Source organism: Pedobacter sp. ISL-64, from assembly GCF_018613605.1.
Taxonomy (GTDB): domain Bacteria; phylum Bacteroidota; class Bacteroidia; order Sphingobacteriales; family Sphingobacteriaceae; genus Pedobacter.
Window position 1 is genome coordinate 357,175 of sequence record NZ_JAGGPU010000005.1, and the last position, 26,953, is coordinate 384,127.

At 34.8% G+C, this 26,953-nt stretch carries 31 protein-coding genes; 8 read left to right on the forward strand and 23 right to left on the reverse strand.

What is annotated here, in order from left to right; translation table 11 throughout:
- Window positions 1–29 precede the first annotated feature (29 nt).
- A complete protein-coding gene (locus tag J7E57_RS07795) occupies window positions 30–710 on the reverse strand; it encodes a hypothetical protein (protein WP_215126745.1) in 681 nt (226 codons plus the stop codon).
- Between the two features lie 328 nt (window positions 711–1,038).
- On the opposite strand from J7E57_RS07795, the gene J7E57_RS07800 reads away from it, so the two are divergent.
- The 6 genes from J7E57_RS07800 (at window position 1,039) to J7E57_RS07825 (ending at window position 6,791) form a co-directional block, all read left to right on the forward strand.
- The gene (locus tag J7E57_RS07800) at window positions 1,039–2,661 is read left to right on the forward strand and encodes an ABC-F family ATP-binding cassette domain-containing protein (RefSeq protein ID WP_215126865.1); all 1,623 of its coding nucleotides are present in this window, start codon (window positions 1,039–1,041) and stop codon (window positions 2,659–2,661) included.
- Between the two features lie 180 nt (window positions 2,662–2,841).
- Window positions 2,842–3,399 carry a hypothetical protein gene (locus J7E57_RS07805; RefSeq protein ID WP_215126747.1) on the forward strand — a complete coding sequence of 186 codons (558 nt, stop codon included), beginning with the start codon at window positions 2,842–2,844 and terminating at the stop codon, window positions 3,397–3,399.
- A 108-nt stretch (window positions 3,400–3,507) separates the two neighbouring features.
- Window positions 3,508–4,200 (forward strand): DUF4397 domain-containing protein, encoded by a 693-nt coding sequence (locus J7E57_RS07810; protein ID WP_051691930.1) that lies wholly within the window; start codon window positions 3,508–3,510, stop codon window positions 4,198–4,200.
- Window positions 4,201–4,323: 123 nt separating this feature from the next.
- Window positions 4,324–4,908 carry an RNA polymerase sigma factor gene (locus tag J7E57_RS07815; protein WP_086547055.1) on the forward strand — a complete coding sequence of 195 codons (585 nt, stop codon included), beginning with the start codon at window positions 4,324–4,326 and terminating at the stop codon, window positions 4,906–4,908.
- Window positions 4,901–6,121, forward strand: a complete 1,221-nt coding sequence (locus J7E57_RS07820; RefSeq protein WP_215126749.1) for an MSCRAMM family adhesin SdrC — start codon at window positions 4,901–4,903, stop codon at window positions 6,119–6,121. The genes J7E57_RS07815 and J7E57_RS07820 overlap by 8 nt, the downstream gene beginning before the upstream one ends.
- Before the next feature lie 40 nt (window positions 6,122–6,161).
- Window positions 6,162–6,791, forward strand: a complete 630-nt coding sequence (locus J7E57_RS07825; RefSeq protein ID WP_215126751.1) for a Uma2 family endonuclease — start codon at window positions 6,162–6,164, stop codon at window positions 6,789–6,791.
- Window positions 6,792–6,877: 86 nt separating this feature from the next.
- On the opposite strand, the gene J7E57_RS07830 is transcribed toward J7E57_RS07825, so the two are convergent.
- The 16 genes from J7E57_RS07830 to J7E57_RS07895 all read right to left on the reverse strand — a co-directional run bounded on the left by J7E57_RS07830 (window position 6,878) and on the right by J7E57_RS07895 (window position 17,970).
- Complete coding sequence (locus J7E57_RS07830; RefSeq protein ID WP_057933416.1) at window positions 6,878–7,384, reverse strand: peptidylprolyl isomerase; 507 nt, start codon at window positions 7,382–7,384, stop codon at window positions 6,878–6,880.
- 248 nt (window positions 7,385–7,632) lie between these two features.
- Window positions 7,633–8,088, reverse strand: coding sequence for a RadC family protein (locus J7E57_RS07835; RefSeq protein WP_215126753.1), 456 nt, complete (start codon window positions 8,086–8,088; stop codon window positions 7,633–7,635).
- A 212-nt stretch (window positions 8,089–8,300) separates the two neighbouring features.
- Window positions 8,301–8,615, reverse strand: a complete 315-nt coding sequence (locus tag J7E57_RS07840) for a hypothetical protein (protein WP_215126755.1) — start codon at window positions 8,613–8,615, stop codon at window positions 8,301–8,303.
- A gap of 102 nt (window positions 8,616–8,717) precedes the next feature.
- Entirely contained in the window at window positions 8,718–8,873 is a 156-nt protein-coding gene (locus J7E57_RS27455; protein ID WP_410522680.1) for a 4-fold beta flower protein, read from the reverse strand.
- Window positions 8,848–8,976, reverse strand: coding sequence for a 4-fold beta flower protein (locus J7E57_RS27460; RefSeq protein WP_410522681.1), 129 nt, complete (start codon window positions 8,974–8,976; stop codon window positions 8,848–8,850). Before J7E57_RS27460 ends, J7E57_RS27455 begins: the two co-directional genes overlap by 26 nt.
- Before the next feature lie 294 nt (window positions 8,977–9,270).
- Window positions 9,271–9,636, reverse strand: a complete 366-nt coding sequence (locus tag J7E57_RS07845; RefSeq protein WP_215126756.1) for a hypothetical protein — start codon at window positions 9,634–9,636, stop codon at window positions 9,271–9,273.
- A gap of 150 nt (window positions 9,637–9,786) precedes the next feature.
- Window positions 9,787–10,359 (reverse strand): HNH endonuclease, encoded by a 573-nt coding sequence (locus J7E57_RS07850; RefSeq protein WP_215126758.1) that lies wholly within the window; start codon window positions 10,357–10,359, stop codon window positions 9,787–9,789.
- Window positions 10,356–10,832 carry a hypothetical protein gene (locus J7E57_RS07855; RefSeq protein ID WP_215126760.1) on the reverse strand — a complete coding sequence of 159 codons (477 nt, stop codon included), beginning with the start codon at window positions 10,830–10,832 and terminating at the stop codon, window positions 10,356–10,358. Before J7E57_RS07855 ends, J7E57_RS07850 begins: the two co-directional genes overlap by 4 nt.
- Window positions 10,833–10,930: 98 nt before the next feature.
- Window positions 10,931–11,605 (reverse strand): DUF6904 family protein, encoded by a 675-nt coding sequence (locus J7E57_RS07860; protein WP_215126761.1) that lies wholly within the window; start codon window positions 11,603–11,605, stop codon window positions 10,931–10,933.
- Between the two features lie 12 nt (window positions 11,606–11,617).
- Window positions 11,618–12,700, reverse strand: coding sequence for a hypothetical protein (locus J7E57_RS07865; RefSeq protein WP_215126763.1), 1,083 nt, complete (start codon window positions 12,698–12,700; stop codon window positions 11,618–11,620).
- A gap of 216 nt (window positions 12,701–12,916) precedes the next feature.
- Entirely contained in the window at window positions 12,917–13,285 is a 369-nt protein-coding gene (locus tag J7E57_RS07870; protein ID WP_215126765.1) for a hypothetical protein, read from the reverse strand.
- Window positions 13,286–13,547: 262 nt separating this feature from the next.
- Window positions 13,548–14,069 carry a contact-dependent growth inhibition system immunity protein gene (locus tag J7E57_RS07875; protein ID WP_215126767.1) on the reverse strand — a complete coding sequence of 174 codons (522 nt, stop codon included), beginning with the start codon at window positions 14,067–14,069 and terminating at the stop codon, window positions 13,548–13,550.
- 594 nt (window positions 14,070–14,663) lie between these two features.
- Window positions 14,664–15,512, reverse strand: a complete 849-nt coding sequence (locus J7E57_RS07880; RefSeq protein ID WP_215126769.1) for a DUF2971 domain-containing protein — start codon at window positions 15,510–15,512, stop codon at window positions 14,664–14,666.
- Between the two features lie 8 nt (window positions 15,513–15,520).
- The gene (locus tag J7E57_RS07885; RefSeq protein WP_215126771.1) at window positions 15,521–16,186 is read right to left on the reverse strand and encodes a hypothetical protein; all 666 of its coding nucleotides are present in this window, start codon (window positions 16,184–16,186) and stop codon (window positions 15,521–15,523) included.
- 172 nt (window positions 16,187–16,358) lie between these two features.
- Complete coding sequence (locus J7E57_RS07890) at window positions 16,359–17,240, reverse strand: hypothetical protein (RefSeq protein WP_215126773.1); 882 nt, start codon at window positions 17,238–17,240, stop codon at window positions 16,359–16,361.
- A 280-nt stretch (window positions 17,241–17,520) separates the two neighbouring features.
- Window positions 17,521–17,970, reverse strand: a complete 450-nt coding sequence (locus J7E57_RS07895; RefSeq protein WP_215126775.1) for a hypothetical protein — start codon at window positions 17,968–17,970, stop codon at window positions 17,521–17,523.
- A 79-nt stretch (window positions 17,971–18,049) separates the two neighbouring features.
- Here J7E57_RS07895 and J7E57_RS27110 point away from each other — a divergent pair, with 79 nt between their 5' ends.
- Complete coding sequence (locus J7E57_RS27110; protein ID WP_317196530.1) at window positions 18,050–18,301, forward strand: helix-turn-helix transcriptional regulator; 252 nt, start codon at window positions 18,050–18,052, stop codon at window positions 18,299–18,301.
- A gap of 21 nt (window positions 18,302–18,322) precedes the next feature.
- Here J7E57_RS27110 and J7E57_RS07905 read toward each other — a convergent pair whose 3' ends face one another.
- A complete protein-coding gene (locus J7E57_RS07905; RefSeq protein ID WP_215126777.1) occupies window positions 18,323–18,838 on the reverse strand; it encodes a hypothetical protein in 516 nt (171 codons plus the stop codon).
- Window positions 18,839–19,367: 529 nt separating this feature from the next.
- Between J7E57_RS07905 and J7E57_RS07910 the strand changes: the two genes are divergently transcribed.
- Window positions 19,368–19,988, forward strand: coding sequence for a helix-turn-helix domain-containing protein (locus J7E57_RS07910; RefSeq protein WP_215164950.1), 621 nt, complete (start codon window positions 19,368–19,370; stop codon window positions 19,986–19,988).
- 61 nt (window positions 19,989–20,049) lie between these two features.
- Here J7E57_RS07910 and J7E57_RS07915 read toward each other — a convergent pair whose 3' ends face one another.
- The 5 genes from J7E57_RS07915 to J7E57_RS07935 form a co-directional block, all read right to left on the reverse strand.
- Window positions 20,050–21,948, reverse strand: coding sequence for a hypothetical protein (locus tag J7E57_RS07915; RefSeq protein WP_215126781.1), 1,899 nt, complete (start codon window positions 21,946–21,948; stop codon window positions 20,050–20,052).
- Window positions 21,949–21,996: 48 nt separating this feature from the next.
- Window positions 21,997–22,518: a hypothetical protein gene (locus J7E57_RS07920; protein ID WP_215126783.1), complete on the reverse strand. Its 522-nt coding sequence runs from the start codon at window positions 22,516–22,518 to the stop codon at window positions 21,997–21,999.
- Window positions 22,519–22,660: 142 nt separating this feature from the next.
- Window positions 22,661–23,503, reverse strand: a complete 843-nt coding sequence (locus tag J7E57_RS07925) for a hypothetical protein (protein WP_215126786.1) — start codon at window positions 23,501–23,503, stop codon at window positions 22,661–22,663.
- Between the two features lie 68 nt (window positions 23,504–23,571).
- Window positions 23,572–24,798, reverse strand: a complete 1,227-nt coding sequence (locus tag J7E57_RS07930; protein ID WP_215126788.1) for a tyrosine-type recombinase/integrase — start codon at window positions 24,796–24,798, stop codon at window positions 23,572–23,574.
- Between the two features lie 140 nt (window positions 24,799–24,938).
- Complete coding sequence (locus J7E57_RS07935) at window positions 24,939–26,948, reverse strand: thioredoxin domain-containing protein (protein WP_215126790.1); 2,010 nt, start codon at window positions 26,946–26,948, stop codon at window positions 24,939–24,941.
- Window positions 26,949–26,953 lie beyond the last annotated feature (5 nt).

Sequence of the window (26,953 nt, forward strand, 5' to 3'; positions counted from 1 at the left end):
TGAACAGTTTATTAAATAATCAATACCCTTTAATGCTCCGGAACAAAAGATTTATTTCCAAAAATATCTGTTTTGAAAATCCCCATCTTCTTACCATTAACGTCTTCTATAACTGTATTACCAAATACATCTTTTTTATATTTCGCTAATACATTTCCATGGTCATCCTCGACAACGGTATCGCCAAAAATATTATTTTTCTGTTTGCCTATTACCTTACCATTGCCATCTTCTATGATGATGTTGCCAGAAATATCTGTTTTATAAACATTTAAGATCTGGCCACGATCGTTTTCAATAACGATATTACCGAAGATATCTGTTTTTTGTTTGATGGCCACTTCTGTTTTCCCATCACCGGGAACCAAACCTCCTAATGGTTTTGGCACCAGGTTTTGTTCACGTTCACTTTCTAACACCGTATTGCCAAAAAAATCTTTCTTTTGTGTACCTACAGTTTTTCCCGCTTCATTTTCTAAAATCGTTTTGCCGAAAAAATCCTGCTTTTGCTTAGCTATGGTTTTACCATCTTTATCTACAATGATGGTATTGCCAAAAAAGTCTTTCTTCTGTTTGCCAATGGTGTTATCTTTCGAATCGACCAGAATGGTATCGCCAAAAAAATCTACTTTATATTTATACTGAGATTCTTGGCCATAAGCCACGACGGAAATAGCAGACATGATAACGCCTAGTGTTAATTTTTTCATATTGATTTCATTTGTGTGTATCACTAAAATACTAAAATTACATGGAGAAAAAGACTGAATAACCATGTATTAATCCTGTTAATTTGAGGCTTGGGTTTTAAGCCATTGGCCAAAAGCTTCTCCCTTTTGATAAAATAAACCCGGTAGTAGCGAACACGGAGTGCAGCGAAGTAAAGCGGATAACGGGGCTGCTGCTTCCTACAAGAACAGAACCCTTCATTTCCTAACAATCAACATTACAACCTTTAACTTTTCAACTTTACAGCAAGCAAATGCCTTTCTACCCTCAACCTTTTTCCCTATCTTTGCGGCTTATTTCAATTACAGCATGATTTCAGTTTCTAATTTATCGTTACGGTACGGCAAGCGCACATTATTTGAAGATGTTAACCTAAAATTTAACCAAGGCAATTGCTATGGTGTAATTGGGGCTAACGGCGCAGGTAAATCTACTTTTCTAAAAATTTTATCAGGAGAAGTTAACCAGACTTCGGGTAACGTGGCTTTTACTCCAGGCGAAAGAATGGCGGTTTTAAAACAAAACCACCACGAATTTGATGAGTTTTCGGTATTAGAAACCGTAATGATTGGCCATAAAGAACTTTATGCCATCATGAAAGAGAAAGACGCCATTTATATGAAAGAAGATTTTACCGAGAAAGATGGCGAACGTGCCGGAGAACTGGAGAATCTTTTTGCTGAAATGGACGGCTGGAACATGGAAAGCAATGCTGCAACCATGTTAAGCAATTTGGGTATAACCGAAGACAATCACTATAAATTATTAAAAGAGCTAGACAATACGCAGAAAGTACGTGTGTTATTGGCACAGGCCTTATTTGGTAATCCAGATATCTTATTACTGGATGAGCCTACCAACGATTTGGATATCGAAACCATAGCATGGTTAGAGAACTTCCTGGCAGATTATCAGAACATTGTATTGGTTGTATCGCACGATAGGCACTTTTTAGATGCAGTTTGTACGCATATTGTGGATATCGATTTCGCTAAAATGAGCATTTACACTGGTAACTATACTTTCTGGTACGAATCTAGTCAGCTGGCATTAAAACAACGTAGCGACCAGAACAAAAAAACGGAAGATAAGGTGAAGGAGCTTCAGGAGTTTATTCGTAGGTTCAGTGCAAACGCATCTAAATCAAAGCAGGCTACATCCCGTAAGAAAGCTTTAGATAAGATTGATATTACCGAAATTAAAGCATCTAGCAGAAAATATCCAGCCATTATCTTCAACAATACTGGCCGTGAGGCTGGTGACCAGATTTTACAGGTTGATGCTTTAGGTAAAACTGGTAATGATGGCATTTTATTCGATAAAGTTACCTTCATGGTAAATAAAGGCGATAAAATTGCTGTAATATCTCAGAACAGTTTAGCAACCGCAGCATTTTACGATGTATTAACGGGTAGAGATACTGACCATAAAGGCGAATTTAAATGGGGTGTTACCATTAGCACTGCAGATATCCCGAACGATAACTCCGAATATTTTGCCGGTAAAGATGAAAACCTGGTTGATTGGTTACGTGAGTACTCTGGCACCGATGCGGATGAGCAATTTGTACGTAGCTTTTTAGGCCGTATGTTATTCTCGGGCGAAGAGGTACTTAAAAACGTAAAAGTGCTTTCGGGGGGCGAAAAAATGCGTTGTATGTTCTCGAGGATGATGTTACAACAAGCCAACCTGTTAATGTTTGATGAGCCAACCAATCACCTTGATCTGGAATCTATTGAGGCACTGAACAATGGCATGAAAGATTTTAAAGGGGCGATATTATTTACCTCGCGAGATCACCAGTTAACTGAAACCGTTGCCAACCGCATTATAGAAATTACACCAAAAGGTACTATAGATAAGCTGATGACTTACGATGAATACATTAATAGCAGTGATGTTGCGAAACTAAGAGAAGAAATGTATTCTTAAGTATTTTTATAAATATATTTTATTAAAAGAGTTTTGATTTGAAATCAAAACTCTTTTTCTTTATAAAACAATACTAAATATGAAAATGCGCTCAACACTCCTATTATTTTTATTTGCTTTACCGCTACTGCACAAAAGAGCGATTCAACCAGAACCTATTATAGAATTATTAGAGGTGGCATGATTGAACATGCCACAGAACTAAGGACTAAGAGGTATGTCAAAAATGGTTTATCAGAAATAAAAGCTGGTAAAACGCTTGTAACTACAGGTCTATATAAAGAGGGGAAACGATACGGAAGATGGCGTTTCTTTAAAACATCCGATACTGTTGATCAAATCTACAACTATACTACTAAAAAAGTAGAATACAGTCTTTCTAGACCAGATTTCTCTTATGAAATAGATAGCTTAAAGAATGGCGACCAAGTTATGTATCCACTTAAAATTGGTGGTTCGTATTTTGCATTCTTTTTTTTGTGGAAACAATACACCCCACCATATGATTTAAGACCATATAAAGGAATCCATAAAGCCTATCTCATATTCCACATAAATGAAAAAGGCATACTCACAAAATACGAAACCAAGGTGACTTCATCAGTTTACAATAAAACCAGTGAAATTAAACTTAAGAACTTACGCGATGAAGACTTCGACTTTATGCCTGCAATTGTAAATGGGAAAACCGTGGCAAGCAAAATTATTTATGAGAGTAAAAAAATTACTGTCGATTAAAAAAAGCACATCTGCTGTAGCGTTTTCATTCCATTAATCGTTTTACAAGAAAAAAGCGTTAATGGCCATTAACCAATTTTGTTCAAAAAATTGATTTAAAACATTAAAATGAAAACGAATTTGAAAAATTTTAGCACAACAAAAATTATACTCTCTCTCTTAGCGATAGCTTTAACCATTACGGCTTGTAAAAAAGATTTTAATAACGACCCTATCGAAGCGGCCGGTATTGGCTTTGTTCATGCATCACCAGGAACTGCTGCCTTAGATTTTATATTGGATAACCAAAAAATAAATAGCTTTACCTACACTAAAGATTTAGGATACTATGCCGCTTATCCAGGAACAAGATTGGTGGGTGTTGCTAAAAAAGACTCTTTAAAATATTTAACCACAGCTCAAGCCATATTAAAAGAAGGATCATTTTATTCGGTTTTCGTAGTAGATACTTTAAAATCAACAAAACTTTTAATCCTTGAAGATGATTTAAAAGCACCTGAAACTGATAAGGCTAAAGTTCGTTTTGTAAACTTAAGTCCGGGTTCTGCCCCATTTGATTTAGCTATTGCAGGTACAGATGCACCTTTATTTACTGCAAAAGCTTTTAAAGAGTTTACCACTTTCAGTAATATTGCACCGAATGACAGTTATACTTTCCAATTAAAGCAAAGCGGAACAGTTAAAGTTAGCTTACCGGCCGTTAAAATCGAAAAAGGTAAAATTTATACCATCTGGGCTAAAGGCTTATCGAGCAAAACCGATAGTACTGGCGTTGGCTTATCAGTGATGACGAACAAATAAAAATATTTCACGCTACCTGTGGAAACGAAAATTGACACCACTCAAAAAATTGGGTGGTGTTATTTTTCTTAAATTTGCAATAATTAATCATGATAAACCTTTAATAAATAGTCCTTTACAGGGGTGATAAAAAAAATACTCAGTTTTGAGGAAATTTTAAAAGGCTGTGTAAAAAACGACAATAGCTGTAAAGAAATGATGTATAAATCATTTTATGGCTATTTAATGGGCATTATTTTAAGGTATACAAAAAACCCTTCTGACAGTGAAGAGCTTGTAAATGACAGTTTTATCAAGATTTTTAAACATGTTGGCGGCTTCAAAGCACCTAAGAATCCGGAAGAATTACAGCGATCGTTTAAAGGCTGGATTGCCCAGATTGCTTCGCGGACGGCAATAGACAAGATACGGAGTTCGAAAGTTCAGTTTTATGTTGATGATTTAGCAGAAAGTGAACATCCGGTTACCCAAGTTTCGGTCGCTTCGGAACTACACGTTAATGATATTTTGAATTTACTAAATCACTTACCAGATACGCAGAGACTGGTATTTAACTTATATGAAATTGAGGGCTTTGCCCACGATGAAATTTCGAAGATGTTAAACATTCCTGAAAGTTCCAGTCGTGTTTACCTTACACGTTCTAAAAATAAGTTACGTACCCTTTACCTAAATACCATGGTTAATTCATACGAAAAAAATGGATAAGGAATTAATTGAGCATATCACCGCGCAACTCCAAAACCATGAGGAAACATACCCTGATGGTGCTTGGGAGCGCTTTTCGGAGAAAAAAAATAAAAGACGAGGCATCGCTTTTTGGCCTTTGTGGGCTGCTGCTGCCTTAATTTTAGTCTTTGGAGGTGTATTTTTTGCGCAAAACAATACAGATCAGAAAAAAGATATTGCAATAACTAAACCTGAAGCTCAGCAAAATGCTACAGCCAATGGGAATTCAAATAACAATATTAAAACTAAAATCGATTCTGCTTCATTAAATAACGATACGTCCCCTGTAAATAACCTGGTGGCCAATCGTCCACCCAAAATTACGGAAAGTACAAAGCCATTATTAACAGAGCAGACCGGTTATCCGTTTATTAATACATCAGCGCAATTGGCACCTGTAAACAATAACCTTTTAGATAATAAGCTTGCGGGTGCTAATCTTTCAAACCTGAAAACAAAACAGTTTGATATTTTAACGGAAAAGAAGAAAGCTCAACCCATTGCGCAAACAAGTTTTGAAAAACTGCTTGCCCGGGATAGTTATGCGAATCAACAAAAATCGCCATCAAAAACAAGCGAGAATTCTAAATGGCAGCCTGATGTGTATATTGCGCCAGCAATGGGTAATGATAATAAAGTAACCATGAACTATGGCTTTTCTTTATCGTATGCCATTGCCAATAAATTATCAATAAGTTCTGGCGTTTCGTATGCTTCTATTAGCACTACAGAATCGTTAAATGCTTCTGCACCACAAACCTTATCGGGCAAAAACCTCGAATCGGTTGATGCTAAAGTGCGTGGAATTAATGTTCCTTTAGAATTAAAATACAACATAAGTGATAAACTTTACACCAATATAGGGGTTTCTGCATTGGCTGTTTTAAACAACTCACAGCAGAACAACTACATTGTAAACCAGGTGCAGAATTTTTCTTCCACAACAGCGAATGGCTTTGCTGATTCGAAGACCATGATTGTGAAAGAAAAAACTACTGAACCACAGCCCGAAGCCAATATAGATCCTGATAAATACATCGGATTTTATAATTTTTCTTTGGGTTATAAACAAAAAATATCCAAAAAGAACAATATTGCCATCGAGCCTTTTTTAAGGCTGCCGATGAAAACTTTCTCTAAAGAAAACCTTAACCTCACCAACGGCGGACTGCGTTTGAAGATTGATTTTTAAAAAAACTAAGATATTTAGTATATTTGGTTAAATACCTAATATGAAGAATATCAAACCATATCCTACTGAAGAGGAGCAACCTCCAATTAAAACCCTTAACGAGGTCGATTTTTCTGCGACATACAGTTATGCAGATTATATGCGCTTCGAATTTGAAGAGCGCTTAGAACTTATCAAAGGGTACATTTTCAAGATGAGCCCTGCTCCTTCCCGGATCCATCAAAAAATATCGGGAAGAATTTACGTACCAATTTATAATGCACTGAACGGCCATAAATGTGAAGTTTATTCAGCACCTTTTGATGTCCGTTTAGCAAAGAAAAGTGTAGATGATAAAGAGGTTTTCACGGTGGTGCAACCCGATATCGTGGTAGTTTGCGACCCGACTAAGCTTGATAAGCGTGGGTGTATAGGTGCACCTGATATTGTTGTCGAGATTTTATCACCTGGCAACAATAAAAAAGAATTGATCAATAAATACGAAGTTTATGAAGAAGCAGGTGTTAAAGAATATTGGATTGTAAGTCCTTCTGAAAAAACATTTTTCAGATATATCCTTGACGATAATGGCAAGTTTCAACCTACAAAACTACTTACTGAGGGCGAAGAGGTAACCACAACGATTATACCTGGCTTTAAACTCATTTTAGATGAGGTTTTTCAAGATTAAAACATGGATATCAACGAAAGAAGTCAAGTTTTAAACGGCAAAGCTGCTATTTAAAACTTGACTTCTTCGAAATCGCTTATCTATAATTAGTGACCTGAATGACCATCAGCTCCGTGAGCATGACCATGAGCCAATTCATCTTGAGTAGCTTCACGTACATTCAAAATCACACCGCTAAATACTAAGTTTTTACCAGCCATTGGGTGGTTTAAATCTACTGAAATGGTTTCGTCGTGAACAGCGGTAACGCCTGCTCTAAACTGATTACCATTGTTATCTTGTAAAGGAATCACATCACCTACATTTGGCAATTCGCCACCGGCTTCAGTAAACATGGTTTTTGGAAGGTCGGCAAAAGCACCTGGATCGATATCACCGTAACCATCTGCTGCAGATAGCTCGAAACCATATTCATCACCAGTTTTTAAACCAGTTAAATGTTCTTCAAATTTAGGCAACATCATGCCAACGCCATATAAAAATACTAAAGGATTTTGTTCGTCAGCTTTTTCTACAAAAACTTGTTGTCCTTCTTCGTTAGTAGTATGCAATTCGTAAGTTAACGCTACTACAGAGTTTGGTGAAATATTCATTTAAATTAATTTATTGTAAATACTCTAATGCGTCCTCAACAGTGTTAACCGGCAACTGGCATACTTTATTTCGGCAAGACCTTATAAGTTGATTCTACGCTCGTAGCGCAAAGATAACCTAATTATTAGTTTAACAAAAAAAGAGTCCAATTGTTGTTAAACATCTTTTAAATTTGGCACTAGTTCTACAAATAGCACCAAAGACTCTAGTTCTATTTCAACTGTCATTTAGGTTGAGTGGAATTCATTTACATCATGCAATCATCGGCAAAGCTGTAATAACCATTCTGACTCAATATAATGTGATCCCATACAATAATGTCTAACAGCTTTCCACACTCCACCAATCTCGTGGTTAATTTAACGTCCGCCTCGCTCGGTTTAAGATCTTGACTCGGATGGTTGTGCGCCAATATAATTGATGAACAGTTAGCTTTTAAAGCGGTTGCAAACACTACCTTTGGATCAACATAAGTGCCGCTGACACCACCCATTGAAATATCAACAATGCCAAGCACTCGGTTACTTCTGTTAAGCAGCAATATTTTAAATTCTTCGAGGAAGCCAATCTTCCCCATGTCCCATTGACTCTTTAAAAGCTGAAACGTTTGGTTTGATGACGTAATCTTAGGTCGTTCAATAATGTTGTAATCTGGTTTGTAGCTTACTTGTACTTCAGCTACTTTAAAAATGTTCTGTACCATAAATATTTAATTAATTATGGTACTTGATCAAGCTTTCAGCTCAACTAAGTCAAGAAGCAACGCAATAAATAGGCGGTGAGGATGGCACAGGAGCGTTTATGGCGGAATTTCTTGAAACGTGTTGAGATGACAAGATTAAATTTGAGGAATGATTAATAAAACTTCATCCAACAACCCCTAAATATTATCGTTTAACTGATTAGTTCAAAGATTTACCTCAGACGTTCTAAAGGAATATCACTAAAGCCATCAATCACATCTAAATTTCCAACTTCTCCAATATCACCTATGTAACCTATATTGCCAAAATCACCAAGGGAACCGAAAGAAATTCCATCGTATGCATAGATATCACTATAGAGTAATCTATTTGCAAAGGGAACTTGTCCTAAATAGTTCCCTCGCATGTCAATGAAGATATTTGAAGACTTAAGGAAGTGTCCAATATTTGCACCTTTAACTGAGTAAAGTTGTCCATTAATAAGAGTAGCTATATGTTTCCCTTTGTAATTATATAGAAAATCCATTTTTATTTGTTTACTAGTATTAAGTTATTGATTAAAGAAGTTTTCATCAGATAAATCAGACCAAAATGATGACCGACTAGGTTTTGATGGTCTTGATTCTCTTCATGCGCGCGAGGGAGCGGAAGCTCGTGATGGTTTAGATGGCCCACCGCTTGCTCCATTAGAGAAGAGGCTAGGTCGGCCTTGCCGATCGTAGAACCATCCATTTTGCATCCATCCTAAGTATCGGCCATTAAATGAATAATATATATTCGCCATGACAATATCCTACTGGCTTACCATTGTACAAATAGATATATTCGTTCTCGTATATGTATGCTGTCGCCACTCCTTCACTATTGTAGTACGGTGCTATTTCCATAAAATGTGTTGTTAGATTAATGTCTTAATTAATTGAATCAAATTGAAAATGAGCAACATCGTCAGGTAAAATAGATCAATTATTTTAGGTAGCCATTTACAGACAAATGGTTGTACAAGTCATCATAAATCTCTAGCCAACTTTTACCATATGTACCAAAACTTGATGTCCGGTTTTGATGCCTATAGCAAACCGCCTTCTTTAATTCATTGTCAACAATAATTTCTAATTCTCCCAAACCCCATCTTTTATGCACTATAGAGAACGGAATTTTAGATAAAAACTCACTTCTTATCATTGCTGTATTTCTAACTTTGAAAACTGCTTAATTATCTCAAAATAGTCTGCCCAATATTCAGGATGGGATTGTGGGTTGGTTATATCCTTATAAAAGAAAACACTGACTATTTCACCATTGTCGTTTCGTTTAATAACATCTGGATCTTTGATAATCTTTAAGATTGCATTGTCAGTTAACCCTTTGTATTTTGTGTAAATAGGATAGTCTGGATAAGGATTATCTTCATGTATGCTAATTGCTTTATCCTGAGAGTTCCAGCCTAATGGAGTGTATTCTCTATTAAATGCGAACCATTTGCCAGAGGAGTTTTTCCTCATTCCATATGGAAGATTTATTCGAAAGAAATCTGTTAGTGACATAGTATATCTTTTTAGTTATGTATCGTTTTGTTGTCCTATTTTAGAAATTAAAGGTTGTTCAGCAATTTATCTGTGGACTAATTCCACAACCACATTCGAGGCAATTTAGATCCATTAGTTGAGTTACTGGTTGTTATTAGATATTAATTATTAACTATGAATTGAGTTATGGCAATTTGTACAAATGGATTCTAAATCCTCTAGGAGCTCACTTCTAAACCTTTCATAAGTAACATGGTGCACTTGTTCAGCTGTTCCTCCACATCTTAGACACTTATTATTATCACGTTGAAAGACTTTCTGCCTCAACTTTTTCCATTCGTTTGTGTAATAATAGGATTCAAACTTATTATAACGTATCCGGCTATAATTACCTTTTATTAGTCCATTATAATATACTCTTATTTCTTCAAGCTCTTCTTTTCTCTGTTCTGCTAGAGATTCATTAAATAAATTTAAGTCTGCTTCATTAACCTTAGAAAATGAAGTCAAAGGAGTGTTTAGTAACTTACCGCAATTAAGGCATTGATCTCTAATAGTCTTTCTGTCATCTTTTTGATAGTAGATTACCTTTTCAATATTATCATTATCACAACAGGTAAAATAAGTTACTCTAAATAAACCACATGATGAACACCACTTTACAATAGCATATTTCTCAGTTTGAACTTCAAATGTATTTAGTTTGCAAGATGGACATATTTCACATAGCTGCTCTTTCATTGTCTATCCCTACAACAAGCTCCATGTACACTTGTTTGTTTAACTGTCTTTTCGAACTTTTCAAGAATACCAATCTTAAATTTGCGTGTATCATCGCTAAACTCTTTTCCATCAAAATCAACAATGTTACCACAATAACCACATCTGTAAATATTATCGTATTTAAATTGTGTATCAAGATCTTCTTTAATGTTTAAGTAATCTTCATAGTCACGCTCTTCATCATTCTTAATTACTTTGATTTTGCCAACATGTACTCTAAGAGTTTCATCTTCTTTAATTAAAACCCTTAGTAGGTAAAAAGGAACATCAATCCCTTCGTTATAAATACGTCGATATTCCAACGCAAGTGCATCAAAGTCTCTCTGATTTAAGGTTATTGTATCATCCTCGTTAAGAGAATTGTCAAGGATATAATCTCTTAAGGATTTTATATTTATTACGCCTATGTGATGTATTGATGATTCTAACACGATTTTATGGTATGTTAAAGTTAATAAGATTTAAAGTCTTTATTAAGAAGTGTACAAAACTTGCTAGTTAAATCCTCCATGTGTAATGAGAATATTATTTACCATTTTATATCATAATTAATATGGTCATCTGTTAATTCTAGATCGTTTATTTCACATTTTAGGCGTTTGGCCTCCTTGTTTAAGAATTCCAGATGTTCGTTGTACTCAGGTGTATAATATATTGCTTTCCTTAACAATGTCGATAGTTTTCTAAATGCTAACTTACCGCCGCCCATAGTAAAATAATCAGCATTTATGCTTCTCATATATAAATAGATATGCTTATTCGTTGATTCAATCGCCCCATCAATATATGGTATTAAGGTCCTCGCCCCAACCTCATCAAATTCATTCATGGATCTTTCTAACCAATATTCTAAACTCAGGAAAGTCGCTAAATCTAATTTATTGCTTTCTATGAATTTCATATTTTGCCGAAGGGCATTCAATGAGAATATAATGTGGACCCAGGATAACTCAACACCCAGGTATTCGATATTGTCTAGTGAAAAATGACTTGATTCTCTCTTTAGTTTACTTCCTTCGTAAGCTTTTCTAAGCTCGTAAGAAAATCCACTAATTAATCTATCCCGATCTTCAAACAGCTTATTTTCCGTATAGTTAGGATCATTCCAAAACTTACCAAATACGTCATATAATGTCCTTAGGTCATCATAATTTCCCCAAAGCTGAATTCCCAATCCTCTTTTAGTTGGCACTGTATAAATCATTATTCTTATAGTTTAAAATTGGGGTTCATCATCAAATTCATGAATTATTTCTTGTGCTAGTATTCTAACATTATCAGAAAGCTCAAACAATTTCCTTTTCTTGTAAAATTCTTCTAATTCACCAATAGGCATCCATCCAGAACCAATATGATATTTATTAAAAGCCTCTTCGAATATATTATGGCTAATGGCATATTCAGCCAATAGATCCTTCTTTAATATGTTATTTGATGCTTTAACTTTTAAAACCTTACAAAGAGGGATATGATCACCAGTTGACCTCATTTTTGATTGCAAATTAAGCAACTTGCTCGTCGGCCTTAGAAAGGCTGAACAATAGGGGAATCGATAATCATTAGAGCTTTCATAAACTTTTGGAACATCACAGCAATTTGATCCACACAGATTGTCATGAAGTCTTTGAAGTTGCTTTTCATCTCTTTCGGTTAAATATAGGCTTTTACCATTCCATGTTTTATATTGTAAATGAGCAAACCTGGCCAATCCTAATTTCAAATCATATTGTTCATAAATCAAATCTGCACCTAGAACATGCTCAATTTTGTCTGGATGAGCTAGATAAATTCTAAAATGATTACCATTCGGTAACTCATAGTCTTTCTTATTAACATTCCCTATAAACGGAACTTCTTTCATGTTATTTCTACTGGATATATAGAAGTCATGATTTAGTAACTTATGTTCAGTAAGCTCTCTAGTTTTGAAGAACTCTAAAGCTGTTCTAAGAGCACTTAAATGCTTTTTTAAAGGTGTAGTATCATCGTAACTACTACTAATTGCCAGCTTATACTCATCAATCTCTTCATTTATAAGGTCTTCTGGTTTTTCACCTTTAGCTTTTGCTAGTGCCTTGAATCTTGTCACCATCTCGCTTTCATTCTTACCAGGTAAATGTTTTACCAGTTCAGTATAAAGTGCAGGATCAATATCTTCAATATATTTTAGTGCATGCTCATAGGTAGGTGGTTGTTGCTTCATAGCTAGTGTAAAAGCATCTCTAACACTAGCTACAACGTTAAAAGCTGTTTCGAGCTTTTGATCTTTGCTGAAATTATCACTATCGAAGTATTCCATAATTATTTAATTGCATTTAAACTTTAAAATCCTCAATCAAAGTTTAAATGGCACTTAAATATGAGAGACTTAATTAGATAATCAAATATATAAAACTCATTCACAACTATAGCTTATTTATAATTACCCTCGGAAAATGAAAAGGACAATAATTAACTGCTTATATATACAGTCAACTTATTGTCCTGATGTTTAATGCGAAATTATAAACACAATTTATTGATTGTGATTAGTATCATCTACAGTAACGTTCTCTTTTATTTCATTTTCTTCATATCCGCCATATTTCTTGGTCAAAATCACATTAAATCTTTTGAATAAGCCAAAAAACTCATCATATTTAACTCCACTTTCGAAGCTAAGATTGCTGATATACGGGTTTTCCTTTGTAGAATTCTCATTATCAAGGCAAATGATCGTTGCCGAAAAGAAATCTCCTTCTCCATGATAAAATTCTGCTCCAATGGCTTCATAACGGTTAGTATCAACCCCTCGACTTTTCAGAAATGCTTCTAAATCATAGTGATCACTAATATCCGCTGCTGCTGTTCCTTTGAAGTCTGTGTATTGTGTTGTTGCTTTCATCTGATTAATATGTATAATTTAAATAATAAAATTCGACTCATTGTAAATATGATTTATCGATGTTTACTAAGGTATTCAGATGGTTTAAGAATAACAAACGGGAAACCGTAAATACTCATGTTTAAGTATGCGAACCGAAATGCGAATGTTTCGACGGTACTTACAAAGAAGTTCGCAGAATGATGTAACGATATGTTTTATGTAATAAAACACGAGACTTAGCTAATTATTATATATCGCAGCGTATGATTTTGTTAGACTATTATTCATCACATCTGCGCCATGCTTTGCGAACTATTGCACCCAATTTCTCATTTGATATTTCTTTATTGCAACTAATGCTCTTCCAGTCTAATGAATGAAAGCCCCTTTGTCGACCACTGTCTCCTCCATTTAAGGTTGGTACTAAAATTATTTTCTCATTAGTCTCCCATATCTCCACGAGCAAAGCGTCTTCACATAGTTCATGATATGCTTGAAAGCCATGAGCAGCTAAGAATTTCTGCAAATGTTTACCTGCCAGTACACGATTATGCTTCTTAAATAAGAAGTTATAGCGCGTCAAATCAAGATGCAACCTAACTGTTTTGCCTATATCTTTATCATCAGCGTCACGTTGTAAGGTGGTCACATTGGCAGAAGATTCCCAATCCCATAGTTTTTGCCCAATCTTATGATATGTATCAAAATTAATTTTATTAGGATACAACACGGCTGAGGCGCGTTTCCGTTCAGATTTATTCGGTTTTCTTTCTCCGAGGAGGTCAATTAGTGCTTTAAACATATCTTATCAAATGGTTGTAACTAATATCCTATATTAAACTTAAAAGATAGAATCAAGTAGATCATTTCTTGTTTTAGGTATATTGCTTCAAATTAATATTTAATTTAATGCTCACCGCCTGCGAACTGAGAAAATGTGTGAGAACTGGTAGCTGCAAAGCAGCGAGGTTCGATCTATGTTTTAACACAAGCGACTGGCGAGATATTTGAACAAATATCGTGACAGTCGTGCAGCATTTTCGATTGCGCAGGTGAGCTGAAAAGTGGAGCCTGACTAGATTTATCCAGGATGAAGCGAAGCAAATCCTAGATAAAGATAGAGAGAAGGCTCACGGAGCCATCCGCTTTGCCAAACTTAAAACCATGACAGAATGCAATGATGGCGTGTGTTTTAAGAGGCATTAGACATGGCGGAGTACCTTTCAACCTACATTTAACCACTGTCCTTAGCTAAGAACCACTGAGTGAAAAGTAAACGCAGTACCTTAAATGAAACAAGAACTACAAATGCCATCTTCTACAGAATCAATGACTAGACCGAGCCTTTCCTCGCGTAAGCCACCTCTTTTGAGGAAAGGCACAGTTTTAGGAATGCTTAGTAATCAATTAGTAAACGCGACAATGCACCATCAACGATCTCACATTTATATAAGTCTGCATGGCTACCCTTTTTCCTAAGGATTTCGATAATTCTAGGTATTTGCTCATCATCAAAACTATGCCCTAGGGTTACCTCTTTAAGTATATCGTCAGAATAAACTCTTACTCGATTAGCTTTATTTACATTGGCCTCACTAAAATCACGTATCCGATATTCCTCCTCAAATTCCCACTTTGTTAATTTATAATAGACTCTTATTGATGCAACCAATATAGAATCCATTAATGGATGAATGATTGGCAATTCATCTTGGTAAGTTACTGGGCCACCACCTCCAAATCCACACGAACGAATTAGTTTATTAGTTTCGTAGCCGTAACAAATACCAGTATGATCATGGCCGTACATTTTCCACATTTCATTATTTAATGGGTTCTTACAAAGACTTAGAATACCCGATTTATCATTATATGACTTCCATTCATCCGCAATAAATAGTTTCATTTTATTCTCGTCTTTAAAAGGGAGCCTTGCAGCTAGACGTATAACTTCATTTTTAATTGCTTTATCATTCCATCTTGTGTGCATTCTCCTAACAATAGGTTCGCCCCACTGCAATATTTCCTCATCTGTAAGCAAATCATATCTCGTTGGTATTTTGCAATCAAACTGATCAACAAAGCTTGATGGCTCAGCTAGGAATAGTTGATTCTTTAAAAGAACATTATCACTATTAACATCGCCTTTATTCCACGAGCGGTACTTGTAAACCATCTCTGGTTTCTCTACGTTTTCGAGATCTGTAAAATCAACCTCCACTAGCTGTATTTGTTCTATATCCATCTGAAATGCTATTTGCGTCTTCTTTTTTTAATTAGAGGTTTTATAAATTCATTGTAACCAACATAAGCAATTCCTGCTCCAACTGCCCCCAATAAAATCATAAAGCCTAAATCATCATCACTCCTAGAATTGGTGACAGAAATATCATTATAAGTTGGAAGCATTGACTTGAACTCTAAGCTTTCTAAGATATCATGTTGTAATTGTTCTATATCGAACAATCTATTATAATCACTAAAATTAATTACTAAGCAATCTGCGAATCTCTCACTAAATCGGAGTTCTTTATCCCAGCTTATTGGATGCGAAACAATTACTTCTATATATAATGTCTTACTATTGCCTTTTAGAGTAACATCAGGCCTATATTTATCCCATTTCTTTTCCGGTAATGCTTCGATATATTCGTAGTTTACTCCGTTAGGTAGCTTAATTATATTATGCTTTTTAAGTATTTCTTTGACTGTTAAATGTAGTAACGTTTCAGATGTAGCATTACATCCTATTCCACGATGTTTGAAATGTTTAGTTTTTATTGGAACATTTAAAACGCATGTTAATTGTTTACCACAATCAAGACAGATAAAATTATGTTTGTCAGTAAGATTAACAGTGGTGATATTTGTTGGTTCATTGGTAAGCTTATGTCTGCCTAATATGAAGTGAGCGCTCATGGCATAATGATAATAAAAAAGACCCATATTGTTATCCCTTATAAAATGATAATAGTATAGTATTCAAGTACCACATAAAGACTGAATCATTCCTACGTCTTTGTAAACTGCTGAATGAGGTATGAAATGGATTTAGGATGAATTTATTTTATTAAATAGCTCTTGAAACGCTTTAGTCGATTCCTAATTTTTTATGCATCTCTTGCCATTCTTTTCCAAACTCAACCGTTTCCATTGCAGCTTTTTTCTCCTCTTCTGGCAGGCATTGGATGCATGTTTGGTATTGAATGCCTTTATAATGCTCTTTACATTTAGGACATAATTCCATATTATTTATATCGTAGCTAAACGCACATCTCTTGCAGGCTGTTATTGTATCTTCAAACGAGAGATATTTGATGTTATCGTTTAAATAGAGCAAAAATGCTTCTTTCTCGATTGCTTCGGCATTATTACTTTTTACACCTTCTCTTTGCAACCAGTACCTTACACTCGATAGATTGTGTTTATTTTCCCATGCTCTTGACATAAAGCACTTATCTCTCACTTCAATAGCTTGCTCATCCTCATAAAAAATAGAAACAAGCTCTTCAACTGATTTGTAAACTGCTTCATCAAATTCGTGCTTACATACAGTACAAAGGTATTGAGGGCGTTTTGTAACTCTTTTGTTGGGATTACTAAACTTACATTTCGGGCAAAGTGGAACAGGTAGATAATCGTAATTTTTGTTTATATGTTTAACAAAATCACTCTTATTAATGTTGGAATTTGTGTCTATGTTTTCTCTAGCGTAAGCTCTAGTTACTTCTAATTTATATTCAGGAAATCTTCTAGGGTGAGAAAGATGTTGTAAGGTTAAGGTTTCTTTACTGTCACATATTTCACATTTGTCTTTAATAACTGTGGCTCTTCTTTCTTTCCAATCTTTTGTATGCCATGACTGTTTTCCTTCTTTAAAGTCCTTCCAATATAATTCTTTTGCAATTTCTATTGAAATCTCGCCATTATCCAGCTTTTCCCTTAATTCTATATGCTCCTTAAATGTTAACATATTATTTATGATCTATCTATAAATGTAAATTATTAAGCAAGTCATGTAAGAATGCCAAGCTGTTAAGTAACTCTAAACTAGCACTAACATTTTAACTTTGCAAATGAGTTAGCAACCATTTCATAGGCTTGTGGAGCCACCAAATATCGGTATGGGATTACAGCACAAATTCTAAGCTATTCCCTCCCTTTCTCGCTGTAAGCCACTAAATGAGAGGGAGGGAATTAGGATGCAATAAAAATCATTAAACCATAATAATAAGTTTATATACTCAAACCTACTATAATCTATAAAAGAATATAAAATACTGTTCAACACCATCATAAGGTTTCACTTTGCCAAGCCACATCATACTATCTCCATATCCATTGTAAACCTGTGACCATATGAGATCTCCTGCGCCAGTAAATGGGTTACCTAATCCATTATATGCATTAGAAGCTTTAAAACCAGCTTTTTTAAATGAATTTTCAATAGTGGTTAGCTTAGATACTGATGTTGTAAGGAAGCCTAATTCATCTAATTTCTTGGTCAAGACCTCATTTGCCTTGGTATTTGTAAACATAACTTTATTGCCTTGCTTAAATCCTTTCTTATTTGCAAGTGAAATGAATGCTTTGAGATTAGCTCTAAAAAGTATACGGAATTCTTCATATGTCGAAAAAGACTGAGCATTTGAGACGTTAAATGATACCAATAATATCAGTGTAACTATTAGTTTATGTTTCATGCATGATTAAATTATAAAAGTAGTAAAAACTTAGTTATAACTAAGTGATCGATTTCAGATTTATTTCTTGCTTTGAAAAGTGTCAAGCGTAAGTATTAAATCAGAAATTGAATTGCATGTAATCTCCAAGGCAAAAGCTTTGCGAGAAAGCAAAAACTATTCGCAATCTGAGCTTGCATTTAGGTTGGGGGTATCAAATGGTTTCGTGGGACAAGTAGAAAGTTTAAGATCACCATCCAAGTACAATCTAGATCATATAGATAAATTAGCTGAAATCTTTGATTGTTCTCCTAAAGACTTCATGCCTGACAATCCAATCAATAAAATATAAGTGCATTTCTGCACCCATATTTTAATTAACTTCAGTTGATTTTTCAACGGTATGAAGTGAAACGTATGTGGTTTCTCCCTCTGCTACCCGACGGTAATAAAAATTATGATTCTGTTCCGCAGGAATAAAGTTAACTCTAAGTGCATATTCAATCCCAATGGTATTATCATTAGAATGAGTTACTTCGTAAGCTTGTCTGAGTAGTTGATTGCTTAACGAACTACCGAACTTTTGTAATGATTCCATTCCCAAGTCGACGAAGATGTAACTTTTACCATTCTTCGGGCTGATTGATAAAGTGATATTGAAATGGTAAGACAAATGTTCCTTTACCAAATTGGTGTTGTGTTCATTCTTTGTATGTTCAATTTCGCAATATGTGCGAAATTTACCTACCTCAAATTTACTGAGAAGATCTTTAGCCTTTTCGACTATCAAAGTGTAAGCTTTCTCCACTTCTTTATTTGTAAGAAGTAAATCTGAATCAACTAAAACGTAGTTGGTTTTCTGCTGTTGTTGTTTTCTTGTTTGTTTCATGATTAAAGATTTAAATGGTTAAAAACTAGTGTAAATGAAAAAAGCATCCGTTTTTTGGATGCTTTTTATGTTAGATTTTGATAAGATTTACTGGTGAGCCTTTATATTTAAAAGCTAGATTTCGATTGGCAATCGGCTAAATACCGTTTTATTTTTAAAAGTTGGGCACTTGCTCTAATGGTATAATGTCTGGTAAATCACTTTCCCTAAGTCAAACGTATGGGTATTGATTTGAGAGAGCTTTAGCCAGGAGCGAACATATAATTATTTTAGATGGGGGTATCAATTTGTATCAACCTGATTTTATTATATATAATTTTTTTTCCTCTCACGTACTCTAACTATATCGTGATTCATGCTTACTTGCAAAACTGAAATTAAAGGTTATCTTGTTAGAGTACGCCATAGGAAAAAAGTTCAATTTTCCGTATCTTTGTATATGCTCAAAGGGTAAAAGTCCCATACTCAGATTCTTCAAATCCTAACTCTAGGTAGATCATTCTTTTATAATGATAATGAACAATGTATAATGTCAAATTTAAAAAGGCAATTTATTATGATGCCTTATTTCTTCAATTTAACCAACAGTAACCTTACTTATTTAGATATATTAACCTATGTCGCAATCAAGTCGTTTGATAACTCAAATAATGATTGCTTTCCCTCTTATGAAACTATCGCTGAAAGGGCTGGACTAGGTAGAACATTTATATCAGAGTCTATAGGTAGACTTGAAACCAGTAATTTTATTAAAATAGATAGACGTGGTTACCAGAAGCCCAATAAATGTTACCCCAATCGATATAGTTTTACAATTGATAAGGATTACTTCTGCCAAATTCCACATGAGATATTTAAAACAACAGATTTAACCAATTGTGAGAGAGCAATGCTCTTGGCACTTCGCCAATTTGCCGTCACTCCTTATCAGTTATATGGATCTTTAAAAGAAATTGCTCACGATCTGCATTTGCCATTAACAACGATAAATAAGCAATATTACTCTTTAGTAAAGAAAGGCTATCTTGATAAATCTAGTTTAAAGCGGAAAGTCACTTTATTAACCAGTAGAATTGATTGGGATTACACAGCGTATTTAACATTTGAAAAGCCCGCGAAACTACCAGAATTAACCCTGATGATAGCTTAAAAGAAGGGGGATAATTTTAATCAATTATATTACTTATATAGTTAATATAAAATATCCCCCATTATCTGCCCTCCAATCTCCTCAAATCACCAGATAATGAATATTTCGGTTTGCCTAAAACATAATAGGTTTCATATCCCCGATGTTTATCTGGTTTCTTCGGCTCACGCAGGATTCCCTCATAGTAATTCAAAATGTGGCAAGCTTTAGCCTTTGTTACAATATTATAACCTCCGACATGATTGAATTCATTGTATATCTTCTGGAGTGAAGCTTTCAAATCAGATGCATAGATTCGTTGATGAAGAGGAAAACTAATGAGTATGCGGTCAATCATATCTGAGTTGTTGTATTTTCTTTTGTTAACTATTCGGTTAAAGTACAGCGTTTTTAGGTCGCTTAATCGGTATTCAACCTCCTCCATATCCATATACAACCCCAACATAAACAATTCGTAAATGAGTGAATCTTCACTTTCTAACATACTCAGAGCATCAAAGAATTCATCATCTAGTGGAGTGTTTTCTTCTATATAAAGATTTAAAATACCATTTAAGGTATTCGATATTTGTTTACGTCGATCCTTGCCACTTGTTCTCTGCAGCTTAAGCTGGTCTTGATCGCTGATAGCATGCCTTACATTCCTATATGATACTTTAAAATGATTAGTATCCAAATAGGCTTGCCTTAATGCTGTTGGATTCGTATAGTAATTTTCTACTTTTAGTTTATATAACATCGATTGTTTGAAATAACTATATCTGCTATCCTCTGAATTAACATCCATTAATTTATATAAATTGTGGTCGGCTACGGCATTGACAACTTGCTTAACCGAATCGTTATTAAAATCAATTCCAACTTGCTTAAGCCTTGAGATTACCTTGTGTGAAAAATCAAATTCCTCTTGTAGTTCCTCACTGTCTTTATATGGAATTTCATAATATAGTTTCGTAATATGTGTAATTGATGAAACCCCCGAACGGCTTCTTCCCGTTATCTGTATGGCATCTGTAAAGGGGTCAATTATTGAATGTTTCGATTTTGGTATATTCGTTAAGAATATTATATGGGGTTTTAGGTTCAAATAAATGTCTAAGCCAGCGAAGAACCTGCTGGTAAATGAATTGAATTTCTCATATTCTTGGCTGGCTACTGAGTTCTCAATATTTGTAGCACCCTGTTTGACAAAGAAATCCTCTTTAATTCTATCTGCGCAGAATATCTTATGTTTATTGCTTACAAAATCTAAATTATTGATATATAAGATAGTTTGAACGCAATTGCTAAAGATTAGTACGGGTCTATCATCGTTATTATGAAGTGAAAGGATGTTTCTGATTGATGTTCGCAAATTGTTTGTAGTTATTAAGGTCAGATCTTGTGAATAGTCAAACAATGGCTCAAACCGTAGTATTGAAAATTTATTATCCTTAAATCTTGTGTCATCAGGTATTATGGGAGTTGCAGAGATCAAAGCTTTGCTTTCGAACTTAAAGAAGTAATCCATTGGCTTAAGAATATTCTCTCTAAACCTGCAGTTTGTTACAAGTTGATCACATTCATCGTATAATAGATAATAGTTTTTATAAACATCTTCATGTTTAAGTATAACCGTTATTAGTTTAATAAAACTATCGGGAGTTACCATAAACTTCTTGTGCTCGACATTCGTGTCTAAAAGATAGTTTTCTATCTCATGTATTTTTTTGTCGCCGTCAACTGAGCAAACAGGCCGTTTACTATTTGCTGTTTTAACGTTCATGACTTCTATAAATGGTATAATGATTATCGACTTTCTTTCGCAATCTAGCTCTAGTTGTGTTGCGCCAAAATTCGGCCTAACCTTATCAATGATTACATCAGATGGTAGATATTCAGGCAATTTGTTCATTTTGAGAACATCGCCAATCCTTAAATTCTTATCCTTTTCGTTAATGTTTATAATCTTTGTTTTCATGTTGTTTGTATAAATGCCAGTCGAGGAAACCAACAACGGGCAATTAAATTAGAAAGGTTTTGAGTTTAGCAGGTCTTGTATTATATTATCATCCTTAACCACCTCATAGGAATCAACTTCTTCAATGTTAAATTCTTTAACGGGAATAGAGGTAGAAGAACCTTTAGTGTTAACACTTTCTTTCTCTCCTAAATCTTCAATGCTCCAATCAGCTCCAAGAGATGATTTTTCTTTTTCTTGCCATTCATATTTGAACACCGTTACTTTAGCTACTTTTATAACTGCTCCTGTCAGCATTTCAGGATTAACTTCTTTCGGTCCATCTGAAAATGTATTGAATAGCCCTCCCAAATGTACCTGAACACTAATGCAATCATTACTTTCGGTAGAATGCTCTAGAGGTATCCAGTCGGCACACACTTGCCAGTTTATCCAGTTCTCATGAATCTCTAGCTTAATTAATTTGGTTATATGGTAATAACCGTCGACAATTGGTCGCTTAATATCTTTTGCTTTAATCTTTCTGGCCTTTGCAGTGTAGATGTTTAATAATTCTAATGTACTTTGCATTTTAAATTTGTTAATGTTAAACTAATTAAGGCTTGGCCAAGCATCAACAGTATTTCTCGTTGACATTACAAAGGTGCATATACAAGAAAGCCTCATCGGTGTACCCGATGAGGCTAATAAAAGAAAGTTGGTAACCCTATAACTATCGGGTATTTGCTAAATGTTTGCGGTAATTCTTAACTACTCGTTTAAGGTAAGTTGTCTTCTCTATATTGGGGATATAGGTTGGCTTAAAATCAGTGGTAACATCAAAGTTTGCAGATTCTTCGTCATCTACTATTATAAATACTCCGGATAACAATATAATATCGAAGATAAACAGGTATTGCTTTCTTGATAGTTCTCCAATCATATGGCTATTCATATAATCAAGCAGATCTTCAGCAATTTCCGCAACTAGATAATGGGTTGCATGATCTAACATATACTTTGTTTCGTTCAGAAGTTTTGTTAAAACCTCTAATGACGGGATATCATCATAATCTGCCAGTAACTCTTTAAGTGAGAACTGATATTGTTTTTTAAAAAGTTGATAGATTGCTTTTATAACAAAGTCAGTATTGCTAAGAGTTATCGGGTTGTCATCACTGTAATTTGGTAATATTACTTCAAGGTAGCGACTTGCTAATTTATCCTTTAATGCAGATTCACTTTTAGCTTTATTGGTTAAATGTTGGGTTTGTAACTGGTATGAGTGTAAGAATTTTAATGGTTCATAGCACTCTATGGCATCTGCTTTCTTTTCTTTTATTATCTCATATATAAAGAAGTGCTGACCAATTATATAAAGAAAGTTATCTAGATGTGCTTCTGAAACCTTGTAAAGGCTAAATAAATCCTTAAGTTCTCCAAAATAAGCATCTCGATATTTGGATGGGATTATGGTGTAAGCTTGGTGATCTAAGAAAGTCGGAGTTGTATCAACGTATTTTCTGTACTTAGCTACTTTATCCGTATCTATATTTACTGGTATTAAATCAAACATTATAAAGCGAAGTAGTTGTTATTGCTACCTCGCTTTAAAGATATTAAAGTCGCTGTAAGTTGAATAATCTATTTTATCTGATTTAACTCTTCTACAGTAATTGGACTACTTATATTATCACTTCTGTCGTAGATTTGGGTAGTAGTAACCTTACTATGTCCTGCCCTCTTTTGAACTTCATATACGCTATTAACTTTTAGGGCCTTTGTAATGCTTGTATGTTTGAAATCGTATATTAAAATATGAGCAAATTGTGGATAATCCTCTTTAAATGGCAATAATATACGCTCTCTAAACATTGTCTGAGTAAATATCTTTCTCTGTTTAGTTTGATTGTGAAATCCAATAATATAATCTTCACTCTCAATCAATCTTTCAGCTTTTATTGTATTCTCGTAAATCTTTTGTATTAATCTCGTAACGACTTCGCTTATAATAATCTTTCTCCATTTCTTACCTTTAGCATCAAATACTGTTATCGTTTTATCAGCTAGGTCAACTTGTTTTACCTGAATGTTTAAAACCTGTATTGGTCTCAATGTGTTTTCTGCTACAAGTCGAGCCATCAAATGCAACCTCAAATACCTTTCGTTACTCTTTACCACTTCGAAGAACTCAATAAATAACGATTGCTTAATCTCATTAAATTTTGGTTGCTGTTGGGTAATATCAAGTTTCTTTAATTTGTTAGCATGATTGTTAATAGGCAATTCTTGTATTTGATTTAACCAAATGTAAAATCCTTTCACATAAACCATCTGCAAATTAATGGTGCTGTTACCTAGCCCCCACTTCTTTAAGTAACTACGATAATCAATCCAAATATTAGCATTTAGATCTGCAAGCGATAAATTGGCAAAGTGTCGATCAATAAAGGCTTTGACTTTCTTATTTCTTTCGGTGTAATTGTAGATGTCCTTTATCTCTCCTAACTGATGGCGTTTTACGTGATACTCGAAAAACTTGATAAACGCTTCTGTGACTTTTGTTTGAACATTAAGCGTTGCTTCTGATGATGGAATATAAATTCCAATCGGTTTAACCAAATCGCGAAGTTTGGATTCAAATAAATTGCAAAGCAGGAGCCGTTTTTTGTTTACAGAGTTTAGAGCCTGTATTTGCTCTAAATATTTAGTATAAATTGCTTTGACTCCCTCTTTAACTTTGTACTGCCTACCATTGTAAAAATATTCGATGCAATAGAGTGGGTATTTGTCTGTGTTAGATTTATCGGGCGTTACAAGAATAAATCGTATGCCATGAATAATGGCTAGTTCAATTCGTTGGGATTTCATTAAATAAATGATTAAAGTTCGTGATAAGTAGTACTAAACTAGTACGAACGTAAAATCAAATAGTACGAATAAGATCTTGAAACAAAGCTTACAACAGCTTAAATAAACAACTGATTTACAGCATATTCATTTAAATTAATTTATTGTAAATACTCTAATGCGTCCTCAACAGTGTTAACCGGCAACTGGCATACTTTATTTCGGCAAATATAAACTTTTGTTTCATTGCTTTGCTTACCTTTTAACAGCGGCAGGTTACTTTTTGTTCCGCCCAATGTAATTTTGTTCGGAATATAATGTCCGCTTAATGCTAACTTAATACTATCGGTTTCTAAACCGGTAATGGCAATTTCGTTTATACCGTATATTTCGTTTAACAGTTGAATAGCCCAGTTTGAATAAGCAGAGCCATAACTTTTGATCTTCGGCTGAACCGCAGCAAGCATTTCTGCCGCTTTTTCGGTATATTGTTCAATATCGAAAAGCAAACCCAATTGCTTTAAATTCTGCGCCATGGTAGAGTTTGAAGCCGGAATTACATTATCCATTACTTCATGTTTACGGGCAATTAAATCTTCGCTTTCAGCTGAGGTATAGAAAAACATCGGCGAATCTGTATCCGTAAAATTAGCGATTACATAATCGGTCAATGATTTGGCCTCATCTAACCATTTTTCATCAAAATCAGCCTCGTACAAGGCAATCAGTGCTTCAATAAAAAAGGCATAATCGTCTAAGAAACCTGTAATAGAAGCCTTTCCATTTTTATAATTGCGATATAGGCCACCGTTTTCTGATTTTAAGTGATTTAAGATAAAACTGGCCGCAGCTGAGGCGCTTTCATAATATGGTTTATGATTTAATACCTCTGCGGCATCGGCCAGGGCTTTAATCATCATACCATTCCAGGCGGTTAAACACTTATCATCCAGGCCTGGTCTGATTCTTTTGCTACGCACAGCCATTAATTTTGTTTTGGCTGAGTTTACTTTGTCATAAAGCTGTTCTGCATCAATATCAAATTTTGCAAGCAGATCGTCATCGCTGATGGTTTTGCGCAAAATATTGGTTTGCTCTTCTTCCCAGTTACCTTCTTCGGTAATGTTGTAGTAAGCGCCGATTAATTTGGCATCTTCTCCCAAAACCTGATCGAATTCTGCTTTATCCCAGATGTAAAACTTGCCTTCTACCCCTTCGCTATCTGCATCTAATGCCGAATAAAACAATCCATCTGCTGAAGTCATCTCTTCAAAAACCCAATTTATTGTTTCAACTACTGTTTGTTTAAACGAATAAAACTTGGTGCACTGATAAGCCTCTGCGTATAAACTGATGAGTTGAGCATTATCGTAAAGCATTTTTTCGAAATGTGGCACATGCCATTTATCATCAACCGAATAACGGGCGAAACCTCCGCCAATCTGATCATAAATGCCGCCTCTGCCCATTTCTTCGAGCGTATGGCAAACCGCTGTAAAAACAGATTCGTCATCTTTTAAAAAGCCATACCGCAATAAAAACACCCAATTATTGGGTAAAGGAAATTTTGGAGCGCGGTTATATCCCCCGTAACCGATATCGAAATGGCGTTTCCAGGGTTCAATGATTTCGGTAAGGTGTTCGTTTGTATATTCTTCTTTTTCGGGCGCTGGGATTATTTTTTCGCTGTCTTTAATGCCCGAGGTTAACCGCTCTGCATATTGGATAGCCTTATCGGGTTCATTTGCCCAAAGTGAGGCAACATTTTCCAGAATATTGATCCAATCGTTTTTCCTGAAATAGGTTCCGCCATAAATTGGACGCTGATCTGGCAAACAGATACAGTTTAAAGGCCAGCCTCCGCTTCCTGTCATGAGTTGGATGGCATACATATAAATCTGATCAATATCAGGGCGCTCCTCACGGTCTACCTTAATACAGATAAAATGACGGTTCATCACCTCGGCAACTTCATGATTCTCGAAACTTTCGCGTTCCATTACATGGCACCAATGGCAGGCCGAATAACCAATACTTACCAATATGAGTTTATTTTCCGTTTTTGCCTTTTCCAATGCTTCTGCGCCCCACTCGTACCAATTAACGGGATTATGAGCATGCTGCAACAAATATGGAGATGAGGCGTGGATTAAATTATTAGTATCAGACATGGCAG